This window comes from Protofrankia sp. BMG5.30, from assembly GCF_001983005.1.
Classification (GTDB): Bacteria; Actinomycetota; Actinomycetes; order Frankiales; family Frankiaceae; genus Protofrankia; species Protofrankia coriariae.
On sequence record NZ_MOME01000053.1, the window covers coordinates 1 to 15132 of the forward strand.

At 65.4% G+C, this 15132-nt stretch carries 17 protein-coding genes and 1 pseudogene; 7 read left to right on the plus strand and 11 right to left on the minus strand.

Annotated features, from left to right (window positions below):
- The first annotated feature begins 256 nt into the window (after nucleotides 1-256).
- The 3 genes from BL254_RS22170 to BL254_RS25440 are packed head-to-tail and all read left to right on the plus strand — an operon-like array spanning nucleotide 257 to nucleotide 920.
- Nucleotides 257-523: a nucleotidyltransferase family protein gene (locus BL254_RS22170; RefSeq protein ID WP_254858409.1), complete on the plus strand. Its 267-nt coding sequence runs from the start codon at nucleotides 257-259 to the stop codon at nucleotides 521-523.
- A gap of 10 nt (nucleotides 524-533) precedes the next feature.
- The gene (locus tag BL254_RS25435) at nucleotides 534-716 is read left to right on the plus strand and encodes a hypothetical protein (protein ID WP_052914883.1); all 183 of its coding nucleotides are present in this window, start codon (nucleotides 534-536) and stop codon (nucleotides 714-716) included.
- A gap of 6 nt (nucleotides 717-722) precedes the next feature.
- Nucleotides 723-920: a DUF86 domain-containing protein gene (locus tag BL254_RS25440; RefSeq protein WP_256386272.1), complete on the plus strand. Its 198-nt coding sequence runs from the start codon at nucleotides 723-725 to the stop codon at nucleotides 918-920.
- A 73-nt stretch (nucleotides 921-993) separates the two neighbouring features.
- Here the strand turns inward: BL254_RS25440 and BL254_RS22180 are convergent, their stop codons facing one another.
- Together BL254_RS22180 and BL254_RS22185 are read right to left on the minus strand one after the other, a co-directional pair.
- A complete protein-coding gene (locus tag BL254_RS22180) occupies nucleotides 994-1479 on the minus strand; it encodes a hypothetical protein (protein WP_047224670.1) in 486 nt (161 codons plus the stop codon).
- Entirely contained in the window at nucleotides 1476-1709 is a 234-nt protein-coding gene (locus tag BL254_RS22185; protein WP_047224680.1) for a hypothetical protein, read from the minus strand. Before BL254_RS22185 ends, BL254_RS22180 begins: the two co-directional genes overlap by 4 nt.
- A gap of 593 nt (nucleotides 1710-2302) precedes the next feature.
- Here BL254_RS22185 and BL254_RS29660 point away from each other — a divergent pair.
- Nucleotides 2303-3435, plus strand: a pseudogene (locus tag BL254_RS29660) (IS630 family transposase).
- Between the two features lie 135 nt (nucleotides 3436-3570).
- On the opposite strand, the gene BL254_RS22195 reads toward BL254_RS29660, so the two are convergent.
- The 8 genes from BL254_RS22195 to BL254_RS22230 form a co-directional block, all read right to left on the minus strand.
- Entirely contained in the window at nucleotides 3571-5184 is a 1614-nt protein-coding gene (locus tag BL254_RS22195) for a TerD family protein (RefSeq protein WP_076844952.1), read from the minus strand.
- A gap of 1012 nt (nucleotides 5185-6196) precedes the next feature.
- Complete coding sequence (locus tag BL254_RS28780; RefSeq protein WP_235433769.1) at nucleotides 6197-6367, minus strand: hypothetical protein; 171 nt, start codon at nucleotides 6365-6367, stop codon at nucleotides 6197-6199.
- A gap of 76 nt (nucleotides 6368-6443) precedes the next feature.
- Nucleotides 6444-6608: a hypothetical protein gene (locus BL254_RS28785; protein ID WP_235433768.1), complete on the minus strand. Its 165-nt coding sequence runs from the start codon at nucleotides 6606-6608 to the stop codon at nucleotides 6444-6446.
- 30 nt (nucleotides 6609-6638) lie between these two features.
- Nucleotides 6639-6836 (minus strand): hypothetical protein, encoded by a 198-nt coding sequence (locus BL254_RS22210; RefSeq protein WP_139342452.1) that lies wholly within the window; start codon nucleotides 6834-6836, stop codon nucleotides 6639-6641.
- 599 nt (nucleotides 6837-7435) lie between these two features.
- Nucleotides 7436-7978, minus strand: coding sequence for a choice-of-anchor K domain-containing protein (locus BL254_RS22215; RefSeq protein WP_076844955.1), 543 nt, complete (start codon nucleotides 7976-7978; stop codon nucleotides 7436-7438).
- Between the two features lie 418 nt (nucleotides 7979-8396).
- Nucleotides 8397-10013 carry a PEP-utilizing enzyme gene (locus BL254_RS22220; RefSeq protein WP_083731305.1) on the minus strand — a complete coding sequence of 539 codons (1617 nt, stop codon included), beginning with the start codon at nucleotides 10011-10013 and terminating at the stop codon, nucleotides 8397-8399.
- Nucleotides 10013-11080, minus strand: a complete 1068-nt coding sequence (locus tag BL254_RS22225; RefSeq protein WP_076844957.1) for a hypothetical protein — start codon at nucleotides 11078-11080, stop codon at nucleotides 10013-10015. The genes BL254_RS22220 and BL254_RS22225 overlap by 1 nt, the downstream gene beginning before the upstream one ends.
- Before the next feature lie 56 nt (nucleotides 11081-11136).
- Nucleotides 11137-11898: an SDR family NAD(P)-dependent oxidoreductase gene (locus BL254_RS22230; protein WP_047224678.1), complete on the minus strand. Its 762-nt coding sequence runs from the start codon at nucleotides 11896-11898 to the stop codon at nucleotides 11137-11139.
- A gap of 350 nt (nucleotides 11899-12248) precedes the next feature.
- Here BL254_RS22230 and BL254_RS22235 point away from each other — a divergent pair, with 350 nt between their 5' ends.
- Genes BL254_RS22235 through BL254_RS22245 form a run of 3 tightly spaced genes read left to right on the plus strand, consistent with a single transcriptional unit; the run spans nucleotide 12249 to nucleotide 13936 of the window.
- The gene (locus BL254_RS22235) at nucleotides 12249-13037 is read left to right on the plus strand and encodes a hypothetical protein (protein WP_047224665.1); all 789 of its coding nucleotides are present in this window, start codon (nucleotides 12249-12251) and stop codon (nucleotides 13035-13037) included.
- A 12-nt stretch (nucleotides 13038-13049) separates the two neighbouring features.
- Complete coding sequence (locus BL254_RS22240) at nucleotides 13050-13655, plus strand: cytochrome c oxidase subunit 3 (protein ID WP_083731307.1); 606 nt, start codon at nucleotides 13050-13052, stop codon at nucleotides 13653-13655.
- A gap of 5 nt (nucleotides 13656-13660) precedes the next feature.
- Nucleotides 13661-13936, plus strand: a complete 276-nt coding sequence (locus BL254_RS22245) for a cytochrome C oxidase subunit IV family protein (protein WP_076844980.1) — start codon at nucleotides 13661-13663, stop codon at nucleotides 13934-13936.
- Here the strand turns inward: BL254_RS22245 and BL254_RS22250 are convergent.
- Nucleotides 13926-15095 (minus strand): CdaR family transcriptional regulator, encoded by a 1170-nt coding sequence (locus BL254_RS22250; protein ID WP_175648446.1) that lies wholly within the window; start codon nucleotides 15093-15095, stop codon nucleotides 13926-13928. The two genes, BL254_RS22245 and BL254_RS22250, sit on opposite strands and share 11 nt — an antisense overlap.
- Nucleotides 15096-15132 lie beyond the last annotated feature (37 nt).

Here is a 15132-nt window from a genome sequence, read left to right on the forward strand (position 1 = left end):
TCGACGCGATGGCAATCACGTTTAGTGACCGCTGGCCGTCCGCTGAGACCTACTGATCAAATCCGCCGGAAACACTGATCACGAGACACTCCCAGTTTGATTTCCTATGGGCAGTGAAGCTTAATACCGCTGTTCACGAAAGCGGTATTGCCCGGTTTGCCGGCGGACCGTCCGGGCAGGAGGTAAGTGACGTCTGAGCCRGGAGGGATGCCCGCAAGCGGGGGAGCGGTCTCCGGCGACGTTGGATGAGGTGCGTGTGCATCGTGAGGAGATTCTTGCTGTCGGGCGTCGGTTCGGGGTTCGGAATGTGCGGCTGTTCGGGTCGGTGGCTCGTGGTGAGGCCAYGGGGTCCAGTGATCTGGATCTGCTGATCGATGTCGGGGCTGGTCACGGATACTTCGACATGGCGGCTTTCGCGCTCGCGGTGGAGGACCTGCTGGGTGTGTTCACGCAGGTCGCGACCGAGGGCGGGCTGAAACTGCGTATCCGTGACCGGGTGCTCGCCGAGGCTGTGCCGGTCTGAACGGCTGTCTGTGCGGCGGGACGAGGAGCGGCTGGCGGACATCCTGGACGCGGCGGAGAAGATCGCGGTTCGGGTGCGGCGCGGCCGGGAGCGGTACGACACCGACGAGGACGTGCAGATCGTGCTCACTCATCTCGTACAGGTGATCGGCGAGGCATCGTCCCGGCTGTCGTCGGAGCTCACCAGCCGGTAGCGGCAGGTGCCGTGGCGGCAGATCGTCGGTATGCGTCACCGTGTGGTGCATGACTACTTCGCGGTTGACCTCGACATTCTGTGGGCGGCCGCGAGCATCGACGTCCCACGCCTGGCAGAACAGGTACAGGGCATCCTCGACGAGTTGACGTCCCACAGGGGCGGTATTGCCGGGAGCCATGCGGCGGAAGATCTCGAGCGCTGACCGTGGATCGTCGTCCTGCTTGCGGAGACTCGCCTATGTGGCTGAGGACGCGAAGCGAYTGGGTGGGGACGGCTCAGATGGGCTCGACGGCGATGTCGGCGCGGTCGAGGGTGGCGGCGTAGGCGGTGATGTCGTCGGGGTCGCTGGTGAGAATCTGGGCGGGGCCGTGAAGTGCGGCGGTGATGACGACCAGGGCGTCGATGACGTCGGGCCGTTTCTTCGTGGGAAGTTTGGCCGCGGCGAGCATGGCGCCTGCCCGTTTGTACGAGTCAAGGGTGAAGGTCCGCGCGCAGGCGACGCAGCCGGCGGGGACGCTGGCCGCGCCGCGTAGGGGTGGGGTGCTGTCCCGAGTCTGCGGCACGGTGCAGTCCTTGAGGTACTGGCTGAAAGCGTGCACCGTTTTCGAGTCCGGTCGCCAGGCCTGGGCGAGGACCGGGCCGATGATGACCGGCCGGTGCGGTGCGGCGCGTAGGCCGTGGTGGAGCAGCCGTGCCGCTGGGTCGTCGCGCAGGAGCGCCACGAGCATCCCGGCGTCGTAGACGACGGTGCGGGCGGTCACGCGACGCTCGCGGCGTCCGATCCGAGTGCGCTGGCCAGGACCCGGTGGACGAGGGCCTGTTCTTCCGTGGTCAGGGTGTCGAATGACGGCAGGTCCGCCTCGGGGAGGTCGGCGGCCTGCTCGAGGGCAGCCTGGTTGCGTGCGTCCAGTGCCGCGAAGGCCGCGGTGGCGGCGTCGTCGCGCGCCATCTGCGCGGCGGCAGCCGCGATCATGTATGCGGACACGTCCATGCCTGCCGCCTCCGCGTGCCTTCTGATCGCGGCCTGGACATCTGAGGCCGTCGAGATCGTGAACCGGATGTTCGCCATTCCCGCATCGTAACACGGCGTATTACACTGCGCGGTCGCCGCGAGCCGTTGGGATCGGGCGTAGCGGATCCTGTCCGGCTGACCTTTGCGCGTGGCCAGGTCTGCGTGGCTGCGTCCTACCCGCCAAGATGAGATGAGGCAGGTTGAGGTGGACCTGAAGGTCTACTCTCTCGCCGAGGTCTGACTGGCAGCCGTTCGGCGACGCGGGCTGCACGCCCCAAAGACGCCGGATGTCCGATGTCTACCGGTGTGCGACAAGACGACGGTTTCTTCGGCCTGCAGCCGGTCACGGGTCGCGACCTGTGCGCCGCCGCATGCTGGTCCTGGTTCGCAGCAAGCCGGAAACATCAGCGAGGAGGCCCTCGCCCATGAGCACTCCGGAGGAGGGTAGGGGCTTACTCGGTGCCGTAGGGTGCTCCGTTTCTTAGTGYCGCATCCGCGAAGGTTCGCCCGTTGTGAGGACGCGCCGGGGCGGGTCCCGTCCTGACCCGGCGGTCCGGCTGATGATCCGTTGTGTGGCGGAACGGGTACGGGTCCGGGAGATCGATCCGGACGAGGGACAGAGGCTGCTGCGGATCGTGYGACGGTCCTCGGGGTCGGTAGTGACCTGGCGGCGGGCGCAGATGATCCTGCTCTCCGCGCAGGCCATGACCCCCAAGAAGATCGCCGAGGTGATGTTCACGTCCGAGGACCGGGTCCGCGACGTGATCCACAACTTCAACACCGACGGGTTCGACTCCCTCTACTCGAAGTACGCAGGCGGCCGACCCAGGAAGTTCACCCTGCCGGAACGCCAGGAGATCAAGAAGATCGCGAAGTCGAGGCCGTCTGAGCATCAGCTGCCGTTCTCGACCTGGAGCCTGTCGAAGCTGGCGGAGTTCCTGGTCGCCGAGGGGGTGGTCGACGACATCAGCCACGAGGGCCTGCGGGTCCTGCTCCGCGAGGATGGCGTGTCCTTTCAACGCCTGAAGACCCGGAAGGCCAGCTCGGATCCGGAGTACGAACCGAAGAAGGCCCGCGTCGAACACCTGTACGCGATCGTCGACGGTCAGGTCACCCCCGAGCCCGGTGAGCCGACGGTCGTGTTCTGCGTCGACGAGTTCGGCCCGCTCAACCTCCAGCCCCGCCCCGGGCGGATGTGGGCCGGGGCGGGGGTGCGAAGACCGACCCGAAGCGGGACCCGCGGCGCCGGTGGCGCGCCACCTACACCCGCACGCAGGGGGTGCGGCATCTGATGGCCGCCTACGACCTGGGCCGGGACTGGATGTACGGGCATGTGAAGACCACGAAGAACCGGACCGTGTTCCTGACCTTCTGCCGCTACCTGCGCGGCCTCTACCCACCCGACGTACGGATCGCGATCATCTGCGACAACTACAGCCCGCACCTGACCACGAGGGTCGATGGGCGGGTCGGGGCATGGGCGGCAGCGAACAACGTCGAGATCGCCTACACCCCGACGAACAGCTCGTGGCTKAACAGGATCGAGGCCCAGTTCACCGCCCTGCGCTACTTCGCCATCGACGGCACCGACCACCGCAACCACCGCGCCCAGGCATCGATGATCCGCCGCTACCTCGGCTGGCGGAACCGCCACGCTCAGGACAAGCAGCTACGCCGGCTCGTCGAGAGGGCGAACATAGCCTGATGCGGCACTAGCTCCCTACCCGCACCGGCACARCCGGCGGACATGCGTGGCCGGGGCGGTCCTTTGTAATCGGGTGGTTCGTCGGTATGCAAGGTCCTCACGCTTGCTGCCGTTCTCAACAACCGCCGGGCGGGCTTAAATTCGAGCACCTTTTTCGAGGTTGCACCGACGGCATAGGAGTTGCAGGTTGCCCACGCTGGTTGCTCCACCACGACTATGCGGGATAATATGATCAAACTCAAGATACTCGCTGGCGCCACATTGGACGCAGACCCCACCGTCTCGCTGCCACACCTCAGCCTTTATGGCGGGGGGAATCGCCCGTGAGTCCCGTCTCCCCGGTGCGATCACTAGCCGTTTCGCGATTTTCAACGTAGTTGACAGAACTTCTGCTGCGTATTCAGCATCCTCCACGTGATAGGTACCGCCACCCCTGGAAGCTGTCGTGGAAACTACAAGGCTTCCGCGTTGGAAGGCAACTTCCATAATTTTTGTCCAGGCAAGYTCAGTTCCGCCGCTCTCACTTACGAAGCGAAGTTTCCGATTCGTAGCAACGAGGCGTCCACGAGTATGCTTGGGACCGCTTGCCAGCTGTCGGACGTGGATTGCATAAGTATCCAAGTGAACGATTTCACCTATTTCTAGGTGAAGTGTTTCGGACTGTAATCTCGGTAGTTCGCCTTCTCGGAGACGTGTCAGCACCAACCCGCGTTGCAGACGTGCGCGCATTAAGTCGACAGCCCTCCCAGAGAGTTGCAGTTGTCGTGCGGCATCTTCGAATCCGGCAATCTCTGCCGGCTCAATTATGCCGTCGGCGAAAGCGAAGGCAACTATTCGTTCTAGATGAGCAAACGCGAGAGTGCGGAAGATATCCTGCCCTTTTGACTCGGCGATTCGATGGTAGCGCAACTCAGCCCAGAGCGCCTCCCATCGCTGCCCCGAAGGTTCCTGGTCGCGCAGAGCCTCCTCAACCTTTATACGCCAGTTCGCAAGTACGAATCTTGCCGTATCCTCGCAGGGAGTRCAAGTTGGGGGGTCCGATGAAAGTAGCTTCTTCTTTTTGCGTCCGCCGCACCTTCCGCACTTTGTGGAGGTCTCGGAATACCCTGGCGTGGACTCTTCAGTCCACGCCGCTCCGTTCCACCACCGCAAGATTGAAAAGTCGTTACCATCGGGATACCAGTCGGCTCGACGGGCCTGTGGAGTAGAAACCACCTCGGCGGGTTGAGGACTGTCCTCCTCGACGGAGATTCCGTAGTCCGTTGCGAGACCGGCGAGGCCAGTATTCCAACCTTGCCCGATCGCACGGAACTTCCACTGGTCAGCTCGGCGGTAAAGCTCACCAAATACGAGGCAGGTGATTCCGGCCCGATCATTCATTCGGAATTCGGTAAGCGGTCTGCCGGTATCGTCAGTCAGCGCTATGCGAAGATGCGAGAGATCATCGAAAGTCCCCTCGTCCACGGATCCCGCTAAGACTACCCTGGTTATCTCCTCCTCCAAGTCTGGAAGAGACACATCAAGAGTTGCAACCRGGCTCGCGACGGTGCCAAGACGAACGCTGCCAGAGAAATGCATAGGCTGGTTATAGAACACGAAATCCGCGTCCGACCTTACCTTTCCCAGCTGTGTCAATAGCAATGCGCAGACGTCGATAGATTGACCGCCTTCCCAGGAAATAGCAGCTCTCAGGCGGGTGCTAGGTACTGCGATGTTTGCACCCTTCGGAAGGGTCGGTGTCAACGTCATCGCTGAAACCACCTATAAGAACCGCGGCTTTCTGAAATCGGCGCACGGCATCGAAAAACCTTGACAAACACCAACGATTACCCCCCTGGAGATGTTTTGTGGACTAAACGATACGCGGTCCCGGGTCGCCCAGCCAAGACACCCCACGTCGCAGTGGTCCAGCCAAGCTCGCGACCGCTGGCACACCCCATACGGATCTAGCTTGATTGACGCTGAGTTACTCTCACCAGGGAGAAGATCCCTTCAGGCGAGCAGGCCCCTGTCTCCTGCCGGCGCCGAGCCACTGCGAGCCTCGCCGACGCCGTTAGCCGAGGAGCAGAAGTGGCAGCCACCTTGGCAGCCAAGCCGGCCGATGACTGCGGACGTCGGCGTATATCCACGGACGAGGTCAGGCCCGTGACCTGCGTCGACGAACGTCAGCGAACATAGACGGACGAAGCGCACGTCATCTCATAATCCGTCGGTCGTGGGTTCGAGTCCTGGTCGGCGGYGAGCACACGCTCCTGGCTGAGTCGCATGGCGGTCCTCGCAAATGGTTTGACGGCCGCGTCCAGTCTGTCGCAGACCTCAACGCCGTTGAAGTGAAGACGGGGGGCTGTGTCGCTGAGGAACGCCCGGTCGTCCGCGGGCGTCGAGCGACCGGGCCTTCCTCGGACCAGATGGTTCGACCGGCACTGGCGACAGCGAGTTCGTAGAAGGGAAGGCAGCGCGCGAGGTCTCCTTCATGCCCGGCCGGCCGGCCGAAGTCGTCCTGCGATCAGGCCAGACAGAATCCTCAGCAGTGGCCCGCGCGGTTGCTGCGGCCGCGGAGAGAGTCGACGACCTCTTCGAGGAGGAACTGGACCTTCGCGTCAATCGGRCGGCCGCTATAGACCGACTGGACGAGGTCGAGGCCTTCGTCGACGGTGATGTAGCCGAGCGTGCGGTAGAGGAACGCGATGTCCTCGGCATCGGCTTCGACGCGGGACGCGAACAGCTGATCGACTCGCGGCTGAGACCCGGGTCGTTCATGTCACGCCCGCTGGAGCGCGCCGCTGGTGATGAAGACGCCGCGCTTGCGGAACGACAGCGGGGACTCGACCAGCGCCCTGGGATGCAGGCCCTTCAGCGCGGTGACGAACCACCAGGGCACCGCTTCGAGTGCGGGGTCGCGCACCCGCTGGGGGGGCAGGCCAGCCGTCACGACGGGCGAGGTGCTCCCCGAGCGCGGCGAGAGCGGCGTCCACTCGCCGGTCGCCGGACGGCCGTGGACGGTCGGTCTACATTGCCTGCGCCGCTTCAAGGCCCTGGTGGCGCAGCACGCTGGTGTAGTCGTCGAGCAGCTGGACGACGGCGTGCCGCCAGACGTCCTGGAGACGGGAGTCGGCGGGGACCATGCCAGCCGCGACGGCGGCGGCGTCGTCAACGGTCCGGAAGGCACGCAACGAGTCCGCCTCCCCACAGTACGCTGCTGATCATGTCTTCAGCCTGTCGGATTCGCCGATGACGCGCCGTGGTCGGGGTATCTCGTCCGGGTAGAGGCCGGCAACAGCAGCCACGTCGTGCTGCCTGCTCGCCGTCGCCGCGGCCGGCCACAGCGACGACGTGAGGGCGTGGGCGAGCGCGAGGTTCAGAGCGGCGTCAGCCTGGACCGCCAGGATGGACGACCTCACCGCGACCGTCCCCGAGCGCACCCGGCACCTTCACCGCGCTGCGTGCCGCCGTCCGGGACTCAGATCGCCAGAAACCCAGCCGGAATCGTCACACGGTTGACGATCGGGAAGGACGGAGCCAACTTCCCAATGGCAAGACGGATCTCCAGAGCAGCTGCAACGTTGAGCAGGATGGCGGAAGCGGCGGACCTCGACATGAGTGCCGAGGAGGCCAACGAACTCCTCAAGGAGATCGAGCGCGATGCCGCACTGCGACTCGGATCGCCCACGCCGACGCGGCGCAGGGAGTTCCCCGAACACGAACTTCAGTCGCTCGTTGACGCCGCGGCGGCCGTCCCGGTCGAGGACGAAGCCACTTCGGCTGACATGCCCTCGCCTTCCTATCCGGATCCAGACTCGCTCATGCTCGCGATCGTGGTGGAGAACTCCTGGAAGAGCATTCCCGACTCGCTCCGTCAAGCCAGGACGGCGGCGGTGAGTCGCCCCGGCGGAAGAAGGCGACACTGTGATTCGGACTTCGGCTGCTTTGCGCGGTCCGCCCCTTTGTCCTCGATGGCGTCACCGAAGAGTTCAGGCCCGCCGTCGCCGCTGGGGCGGGTTCAGGACGTCGGCGCCTCCACCAGTTCGAGCTTGGCGAAGATCTCGGCACTGGCGGAGCCGCCCTCGGCGATGTCGAAGAAGGTCGTCTTCACCCGGCGCCGCCAGAAGCCGGTGATCGTCACCTTGTACTCGGAGCCGTTGACGTATAGGGAGTCGTTCTCGTGGATCGTCGGGAGCTTGACTCTGTCGTTCGGGTGATCTCCCTGGTTGGGTGTCTCGTCGTGGCGGAAGCGGACGACAAAGGTGTGATCGATGTCGTCGTCGTCGAAGTGGACATCGACCTCCAGGAAAACCCAGAACTGCCAGCGGTTCAGGGTTATCACCTGGTTGTGATGGGTGTACTTGCCCAGCAGAAAGTCGGTRCCGTCGAGGACCRCATCGGCGGTGTAGCCCTCGAAGTCATAGCCGCTCTGGCCTCCACCTCCGACGGGCTCGCCCCACCTGATCTCGCTCCGGTTGTCATCGGTGTTCTGAATCGTGAGGCCCTGCAGGTCGTCCACGCTGACGCGCTGCCATCTGCCGGTGGTGGTGATAGTTCCCATGGGCAGTGACGCTCCTTTCTCCCAGCTTCGTGGAACGGGCTCCATACGCCGCTTTCCAGGTCCGTAGAGCTCCCGTGTGCCGCCCTGCGATTCTTGCACAGAGATACGAATCATGTGCGGAGKACTGCGGAGACGAATCTCCGGCTCTTGATTGCTGCGCTGCGTAGTGGCTTGGGGTAAATCGTTACTGGATGTGCCTACTGATCGTGATGGCGGGGCGCCCTCTCCAGTCGCCGTCCGGACCGCCGCCGCGGTGGCCGGCGCGCACGAAGCAGTTCCCTGTGCACCCCGGGCGCGGCGCAGACCGTCCCGTCCGGGATGTCGTACTCGGCGTCGACCTTGCCGAATTCGTCGACCGGATGGTGCGAAGAACCCCACCGACATCGAAGACGACGGCTTTGAGGGGCATCTGCTCCGTTCACGAGATCGGGCGCGCTCGGCTCAGGATCTCCACGGTCCCGGCGTTGCCGTCCACGCGGACGCGGTCGCCGGTGGCGAGGACCCTGGTGCCGTTGAGCGTGTTGATGACGCAGGGAATGCCGACCTCGCGGGCCACCACGGCGGCGTGGCTGAGCTTGCCGCCGATGTCCACGACCAGCGCGGCGGAGAGGAAGAGTACGGATGCCCAGCTCGGGTCGGTGGTCGCGCAGACGATGATCTCGTCGGGCTCGACGTCGGTGAAGGCAGGGTCGTGCACCACCCGCACCACCCCTTCGACAGTGCCGCCACTGGCACCGATGCCCGTGACGGTGGCGTCATCCTCGGCGGGTCGACCGACGGCGAAGGGTGTCGGGTTGCCCTTCCACGACGACGGGATGTCGAGGGTCTGCAGTTCGGCACGCAGTTCCTGCCGGGTTGCCGCGATCTGCTTGGCATCGGATCCGAGGCCGGCGCCGAGCTCCTCCCTGGTGAACATGAAGACGTCCTCGGGATCGCTGAGGACCCCGGCGTCGGTCAGGAGCACACCCATACGACGGGCCGAGGCCCGGGCGACGTCCAGGGACTGCAGGAAGGCGGCCTTGCCGATGCCGCGCAGGGGGATTCGCGATACGGCAAGCCTGAGCACGAGCTTGGCACCCGGGCGCTTGTGGGCCGGCAGCTTCGACAGAAGAAGGGTCTCGGCCTCGAGCCTTTCTGCCATCCGGCGCTCGGCTGTGGCCGTCGGGTTCTCACTCTCCGGCCGGTCGGCGTACTGCGCGGCCATGCGGATCACCGGTGTCGGGTCCTCACGCCACAYGCGACCGGAGACCTCGCCCTCCAAGGGCCCGTGATAGCCGTGCCTGGTCAGGAACGTCTCCAGGGTGATGCGCCCGCGCCCGAGATCCCAGAGGTCGACGATGATCTCAGTCTCCGCGTGCGAGCCCTGCCCGGCCATGATCGCGTTCGCGGAGTCCGCGGGGAGGTCCGACGCGAAGATGAGTGACAGGAGCTGGTCGTAGATGCCCTGGACGCCGATGAAGAACCCTCTGGCCTGCAACGACACCATCGCCACGAACTTGTCGTAGGCCTCGCCCAGCATCCGCTGAGCCCCGGTCAGGTCGAGGGTGTCCACGGTGCGCARCCGGTCGGTCCACCAGCCGAAGGTGGATGCGGTGCCCGCCACGACGGTCTTCCTGATGGTCATCATCTGGACGGGCAGGCGGTGGGCAATCGCCGGTAGCCGGGAGAGGTCGCGCCTGGACGTGATCTCCGGAGGCACCTCGCCCAGCATCTGCCCGGCGATGATCTCCGCGCTCGAGCCGGGTAGGCGGTCACCCATCTCGCAGAGGAAGTTGATACGCCCGGCGACCCGGCCGTAGAAGATGGAGATGAAGCGCTCGCTGGTGTCATGGGGGATCACCGCGAGCTTCGGCGGCAGCGAGCCCATGGCGACGAAGGCGTTGCGCACGGCGAGCTCGGTGCCCGGTCCCCAGATGGACCAGCCGAGGGGCGTCAGCACGCCGGGCATGGCCTCACCGAGGTTGGCGGTGCCCCAGAACTGGTCCTCGCGGGAGACGCTGTGCAGCAGGCCGTCCGGGACGAAGCCGGTGGTCATCATGCCTCCGCGCGCGGCAGGACGTACTTGAACTCGCCGCCGCGGAAGACGTCCACCTTGTGGATGTAGCCGTGCTGGGTGAACAGCGTGAACGGCCTGCCCTCGGCGTCGGAGAAGACGGCGTAGTGGTCACGGACGGCGTGCGCGAGCCCGGAGCCCTCCGGCTCGGGCTCGGCATCGTGCCACGCCATCTGCATGCTTGGGGAGAGGCGTACAAGGGTCGCGTCCAGGTGATATCCGTCGAGGAAGTCGAGCCGCAGCCTGGCCGGCCAGGCCATCGCGTCCTTCCAGTACAGCCCGCCCGTGGCCGGCGCCAGCGTGGTGGCGTCGGAGCGCCAGCCGGCGATCGGCATCGGGGCCTCCTGGGCGACCTCGTGGCTGCGCAACGCGATCAGCGAGAACACACTGTCGTCGGGTAGYACACCAGCGAGGAGATCGAAGCCGGTGTTGAACATCTTCTCCGTCTTGCGCCGGCCCCAGCCGCGGTCGCGCCAGCCGATGCCGTCGAAGGGGACCTTGTCGCGGCCCTTCCACTGGATCCAGCCGGTGCCGGTCACGACCTGCTCGTAGTGGGAGTACTTCTGGCCGTCCTTGCCCACCGCGTAGTAGGCCGGGAACATCTCGTCCCAGTACGACGCGAAGTGCTTGCCCCTGACCGTGATCTCGAAGCTGACCTCGGGCAGGTCACCGTGCCAGAGCAGTTCGTGATCGCTGTCGCCCGACAGGTGCACGAGGTCCAGGCTCGCCAGGCTGTTGCCAACGTGGTCGTGGCTGTTGTGACCCTCGTCGCGCCGCACGTGGGTAACCGCGTGCACGCCGTCGGCCACGGTGACGCTCACCCGGGTGGGCGGGTTCCGGTTGGCGCTGATGGTGATGTGCATGTTGAGCATCTGGTTGCTCGCCTCGTCGCGCATCGAGAAGAACCAGGTGTCCTTCCAGGGCCAGTCGGAGTCTCCGGTCGGCTGGTGTAACCGCTCATCACTGGGATCGGGACGCCACGCGGGCGGAACGACGTTGGCGTAACCAGTCGTGGTCGTGGTCGTGGTCGTGGTCGTGGTCGTGGTCATGGGTGAACTCCGGTTCTGGTCAGCGCGATGAATGGCGTTCGGATGGCACAGTGCCGTCAGATGTTTCGGCCGTTGACCGACCAGCCGCCATCGACGGCGTAGTCCATGCCGGTGCAGAAGGCACCGTCCGCCGAGAACARGAAGGCGAGCATCCCGGCGATCTCCTCGGGCCGACCGAGGCGCTTGATCATGTGTGACTGGGCGCAGGCGTTGCGGATGTCCGGACCGACGATCTGGAGGATCGGGGTGTCGATTGTGCCCGGGCAGATGGCGTTGATCGTGATGTTCTCCCTGGCATAGGTCAGCGCGGCCTGCCGGGTCAGCGCCAGGACGCCGCCCTTGGCCGCGGAGTAGACCGCCAGGTCGTCACAGCCCTTCAGCGCTGCCTCAGAGGCCATGTTGACGATGCGTCCGCCGCCGATCGAGATCATGTGCGGGAGCACGGCCTGCATCCCCAGCCAGACGCCGCGCAGGTCGACGTTCATCACCCGGTCCCAGGCCTCGTCGGTGAGGTCGATGACGTTGTCGGGGGTCAGGGTGTTGACCACGCCCGCGACGTTGGCGAGCAGATCGACCTTGCCGAACTCGGCGATCGTCGTGGCAACGAGGTTCTGCCAGTCATCGCGCCTGCTGACGTCCATGACGATGTGCCTGGCCTGGCCGCCGTCGGCCCGGATCTCCTTGACCGTCCGGTCGTCGTCACTGATGTCGGCGACGGCGACCGCGGCTCCTTCCTGAGCGCAGCGCAGCGCGCAGGCACGGCCGATCCCCATGGTGCCGCCGGTGACGATGGCGACATTGCCCTGTAAACGGTTCATGTTCATTCCTCCTGGATCGGTGAACGCGGCAGCATGCCAGGGGACGGATCATAGGCAGCCGTCAACGGCTGACGTGGAGCGCGGGCATTCGCTCCTTGGACGACTCACCAAAGGCGATCCGTCGCCGTCTTGTTTCTTCTCGACAGCGACCTGTGATCTCATTGTTTGTGTCAAAGAGCACGGACGTCGTTGCCAGAACCTGACAGCTGCGGTGCGAGGGCGCGGCCACTCGAAAGAAGCGTTTGTACGGTGACACAACCCGTGCGGCGACCGGAGTCCCCTGATGTCACGTAACGGGCCTCATGCTTTGCTCTGCGCGAGCGACCGCGCCACGACGAAGTGAGGGTCCTGTGAACCGTCGAGCTCAGATCATCGCCGCGTGGTGCGGCCCCGCCATCTGCGTCATCTTCAGCATCGGGGCGCTCGGGCTCGCCCGGTTCATCCCCCCGGAGATCTCCCCCACCGCCAGCGCCGCACACGCACAGTCGATCATGATTCACGGATCCGGACGTATCCGGGTCGGCCTGACGTTCATGTTGATCGGGATGTCGATCATGCCCGCCTGGGGCACGGTCGTGGCCGCCCAGCTGCGTGGCTCGGAGGGCAGGTTCGGTGTCCTCTCCTACATCCAGATCGCCAGTATCGGTGTGGGCTCGGCCCTCGCGTGCGCAGGCTGCGTCGTCTGGGCCGCCGGCGCCTACCGTCCCGGTCAGCTCTCGCCCGAGTTCTCGCGCTACGCCGTCGACCTGGGCTGGCACTTCTTCCTCTGGGCCTGGGAGCCGTTCAGCGTGTGGGCCATCGCCATGGGTATGGCAATCCTCGGGTCGGGCAACACCGTCTACCCCCGCTGGTCGGCCTACGTCTGCTTCTGGACGGCGTTCCTCTTCTCCGCCGCCACCGGGCTGACGTTCCTCAAGGAAGGCGTCTTCGCCTACAACGGCCTGCTCACGCTGTGGATGGTCATGAGCGTCTTCTTCGTGTGGATCATCGTGACGTCGTACCTGACAATCAGGAACGTCCAGGGCGGCCGGTTCCACACCTTCCACGACCCTGACGCACCCGCAGGTCCGAATCCGGACGACGAGGTCGCCGTCCGCAGTCGAGATCTCCCTGTCGCGCCTCTGACCAACGCCGGCTAAGGCGCCGGCGGAGTGGCGGTCACGGACATCCTGGCTCGGCTGAGGGCGGCCGACCAGGATCCAGCTGTCCGCCTCCCCGGGGAGGTGGGCATCTGGATCTTCATTCTCGGGGACATGGCGGTCTTCGGGCTGTTCTTCACGGTCTTCGTCTACGAGCGCGACGACCACCCGGACMTCTTCGAGGCGTCGCGGGACACGCTCAACATCACCCTGGGGACGCTGAACACCCTGCTTCTGCTGACAGGGTCGCTGTTCGTGGTCCGTGGGCTGAACGCGGTGAAGGACGGGCGGTCACGCGTCGCGCGTCGCTGGCTGGCGGGCGCCATCGTCACGGGCCTCGCCTTCGCCGTGGACAAGGTCGTCGAATACGCCGACCAGGCCCAGGCCGGGCACRGGATCTCGACCAACCACTTCTACATGTACTTCTACATGTACACGGCCATCCACCTCACGCACCTGGCCATCGGCGTCTGCGCGCTGATCTACATGCGTGGCCTCGCCGGCCGGCCCGAGCTCACCGTCCGCCACGTCCGCAACCTGGAGAACGGAGCGAGCTACTGGCACATGGTGGACCTGCTCTGGATCGTCCTCTTCGCTCTTCTCTACCTCATGGGGTGACGTCGATGTCGGCTCGCTGGGACCGCCTCACCGCCGTGTGGGGCACGCTGATGGCCGCGACCCTGGCCTCATGGGCCATTGGCACCCAGCACGGGCACGACCACGACGTACGCYGGCTCGCGACCGTCGGCGTGATCATCGTGGCCTTCGCCAAGGTACACCTCGTCGGCCGGCACTTCATGGATCTGCGCGGCGCTCCCGTCCTGCTCAAGATCGCTTTTACGGRCTGGGTCGTCGGGGTACCCGCGACCCTGGTCACGATCCACCTGCTCAGGAGCTGACACCAAGAAGGCGCCTCAACCGAAGAGCCACGAGGAGTTCGGTACGACGAGACGTCAACGGCCGGCCGATCAGTTTCTGGATCGTCGTGATGCGATTACGCACGGTGTGCTCGTGGACGCCGAGGATCTGTGCGGTGCTGACGTTCGAGCCACTCTCCAGCCAGACCTGTGCGGTCTCGCGTAACTGCGCGCGACGAGCACCGCCGGCATCGAGGTCGCGGAGCTCGGCACGGATGAAGTGCCTGGCCTTGACCGGCTCGGCGAGCAGGAGGGACTCAAGGCGCAGATCGCGAAACGCGACCACGCTCGCAGCCGCCTCACCCAGCCTGGCCTGCAGATCAATGGCCACCAGAGCCTCCCCCGAGGACGACGTCAACCCAGAGGCTCCCCAGGCTGGATCACCCACGGCGCACCGCAGCCCGGACCCGGTCAGGACTCTCTCCAGAGCTGCGAGACGAGCGTCGTCGAACCCGTCCGGATGCGAGAGCCACAGGACCCAGAGGCCAGCGTCATACCGGTAGTGGAGGACCCGCTTACTGCCGGTTGCGCCACACAGCTCGCGGGCCAGCGGGCTCTCGGCGTTGAAGGACTCCGTGCGCAGAGCGACGGAGACGTGCTCCGCATCCAGGACAATGCCGAGAGCCCGCTCGACTGCGGGCCCCGTGAGCGCCGGTGGTCCATCCAGAGCCTGCCGCAGAATGCTGAGCCGCAACTGCTCGCGGGTGCGTTGATGCTCGGYCTGGGCAGTCTCGAAACGCTCGAGCAGCGTGGAGATCTGCCCGTCGATGTAAGCATGGATGATCATAGAAGGGCCGGCAAGCAGTTCCTCGATGCCGGTGTCGGTGCCGGATTCCTGGGCGTATGCCTTGGCGGCACGGAACCAGAGAGTCCAGACAAGCCCCACCCCGACGCGGTAGATCCGTTCGAACTGACCCAGGGGGACGCCGACCTCGGCAGCTTTGTCGTTGAAGGCGATCGCCCCCCGCGGCGGGGTCACCTCCAGTTCGTCGAGCCCGGCGATGATGCGCCACATCGCGTTGAGGTTGTCATATGCGTTGCGCGCCATGAGCTTTCGAAAGCCCTCGTCGTCTGCGCGGTCCGGGATGACGATCTCCATGATCTGCTCGGTGATGAAGGCGGCATTGGCGTCGAGGTCCATCTTCAGCGCGATCTCACGGGCGGCAGGATGGACAGGC

Coding starts and splice junctions, on each gene's coding strand:
- BL254_RS22185 (WP_047224680.1), bottom strand. CDS start 1,709: ATGGACGTGTCCGCATACATGATCGCGGCTGCCGCCGCGCAGATGGCG.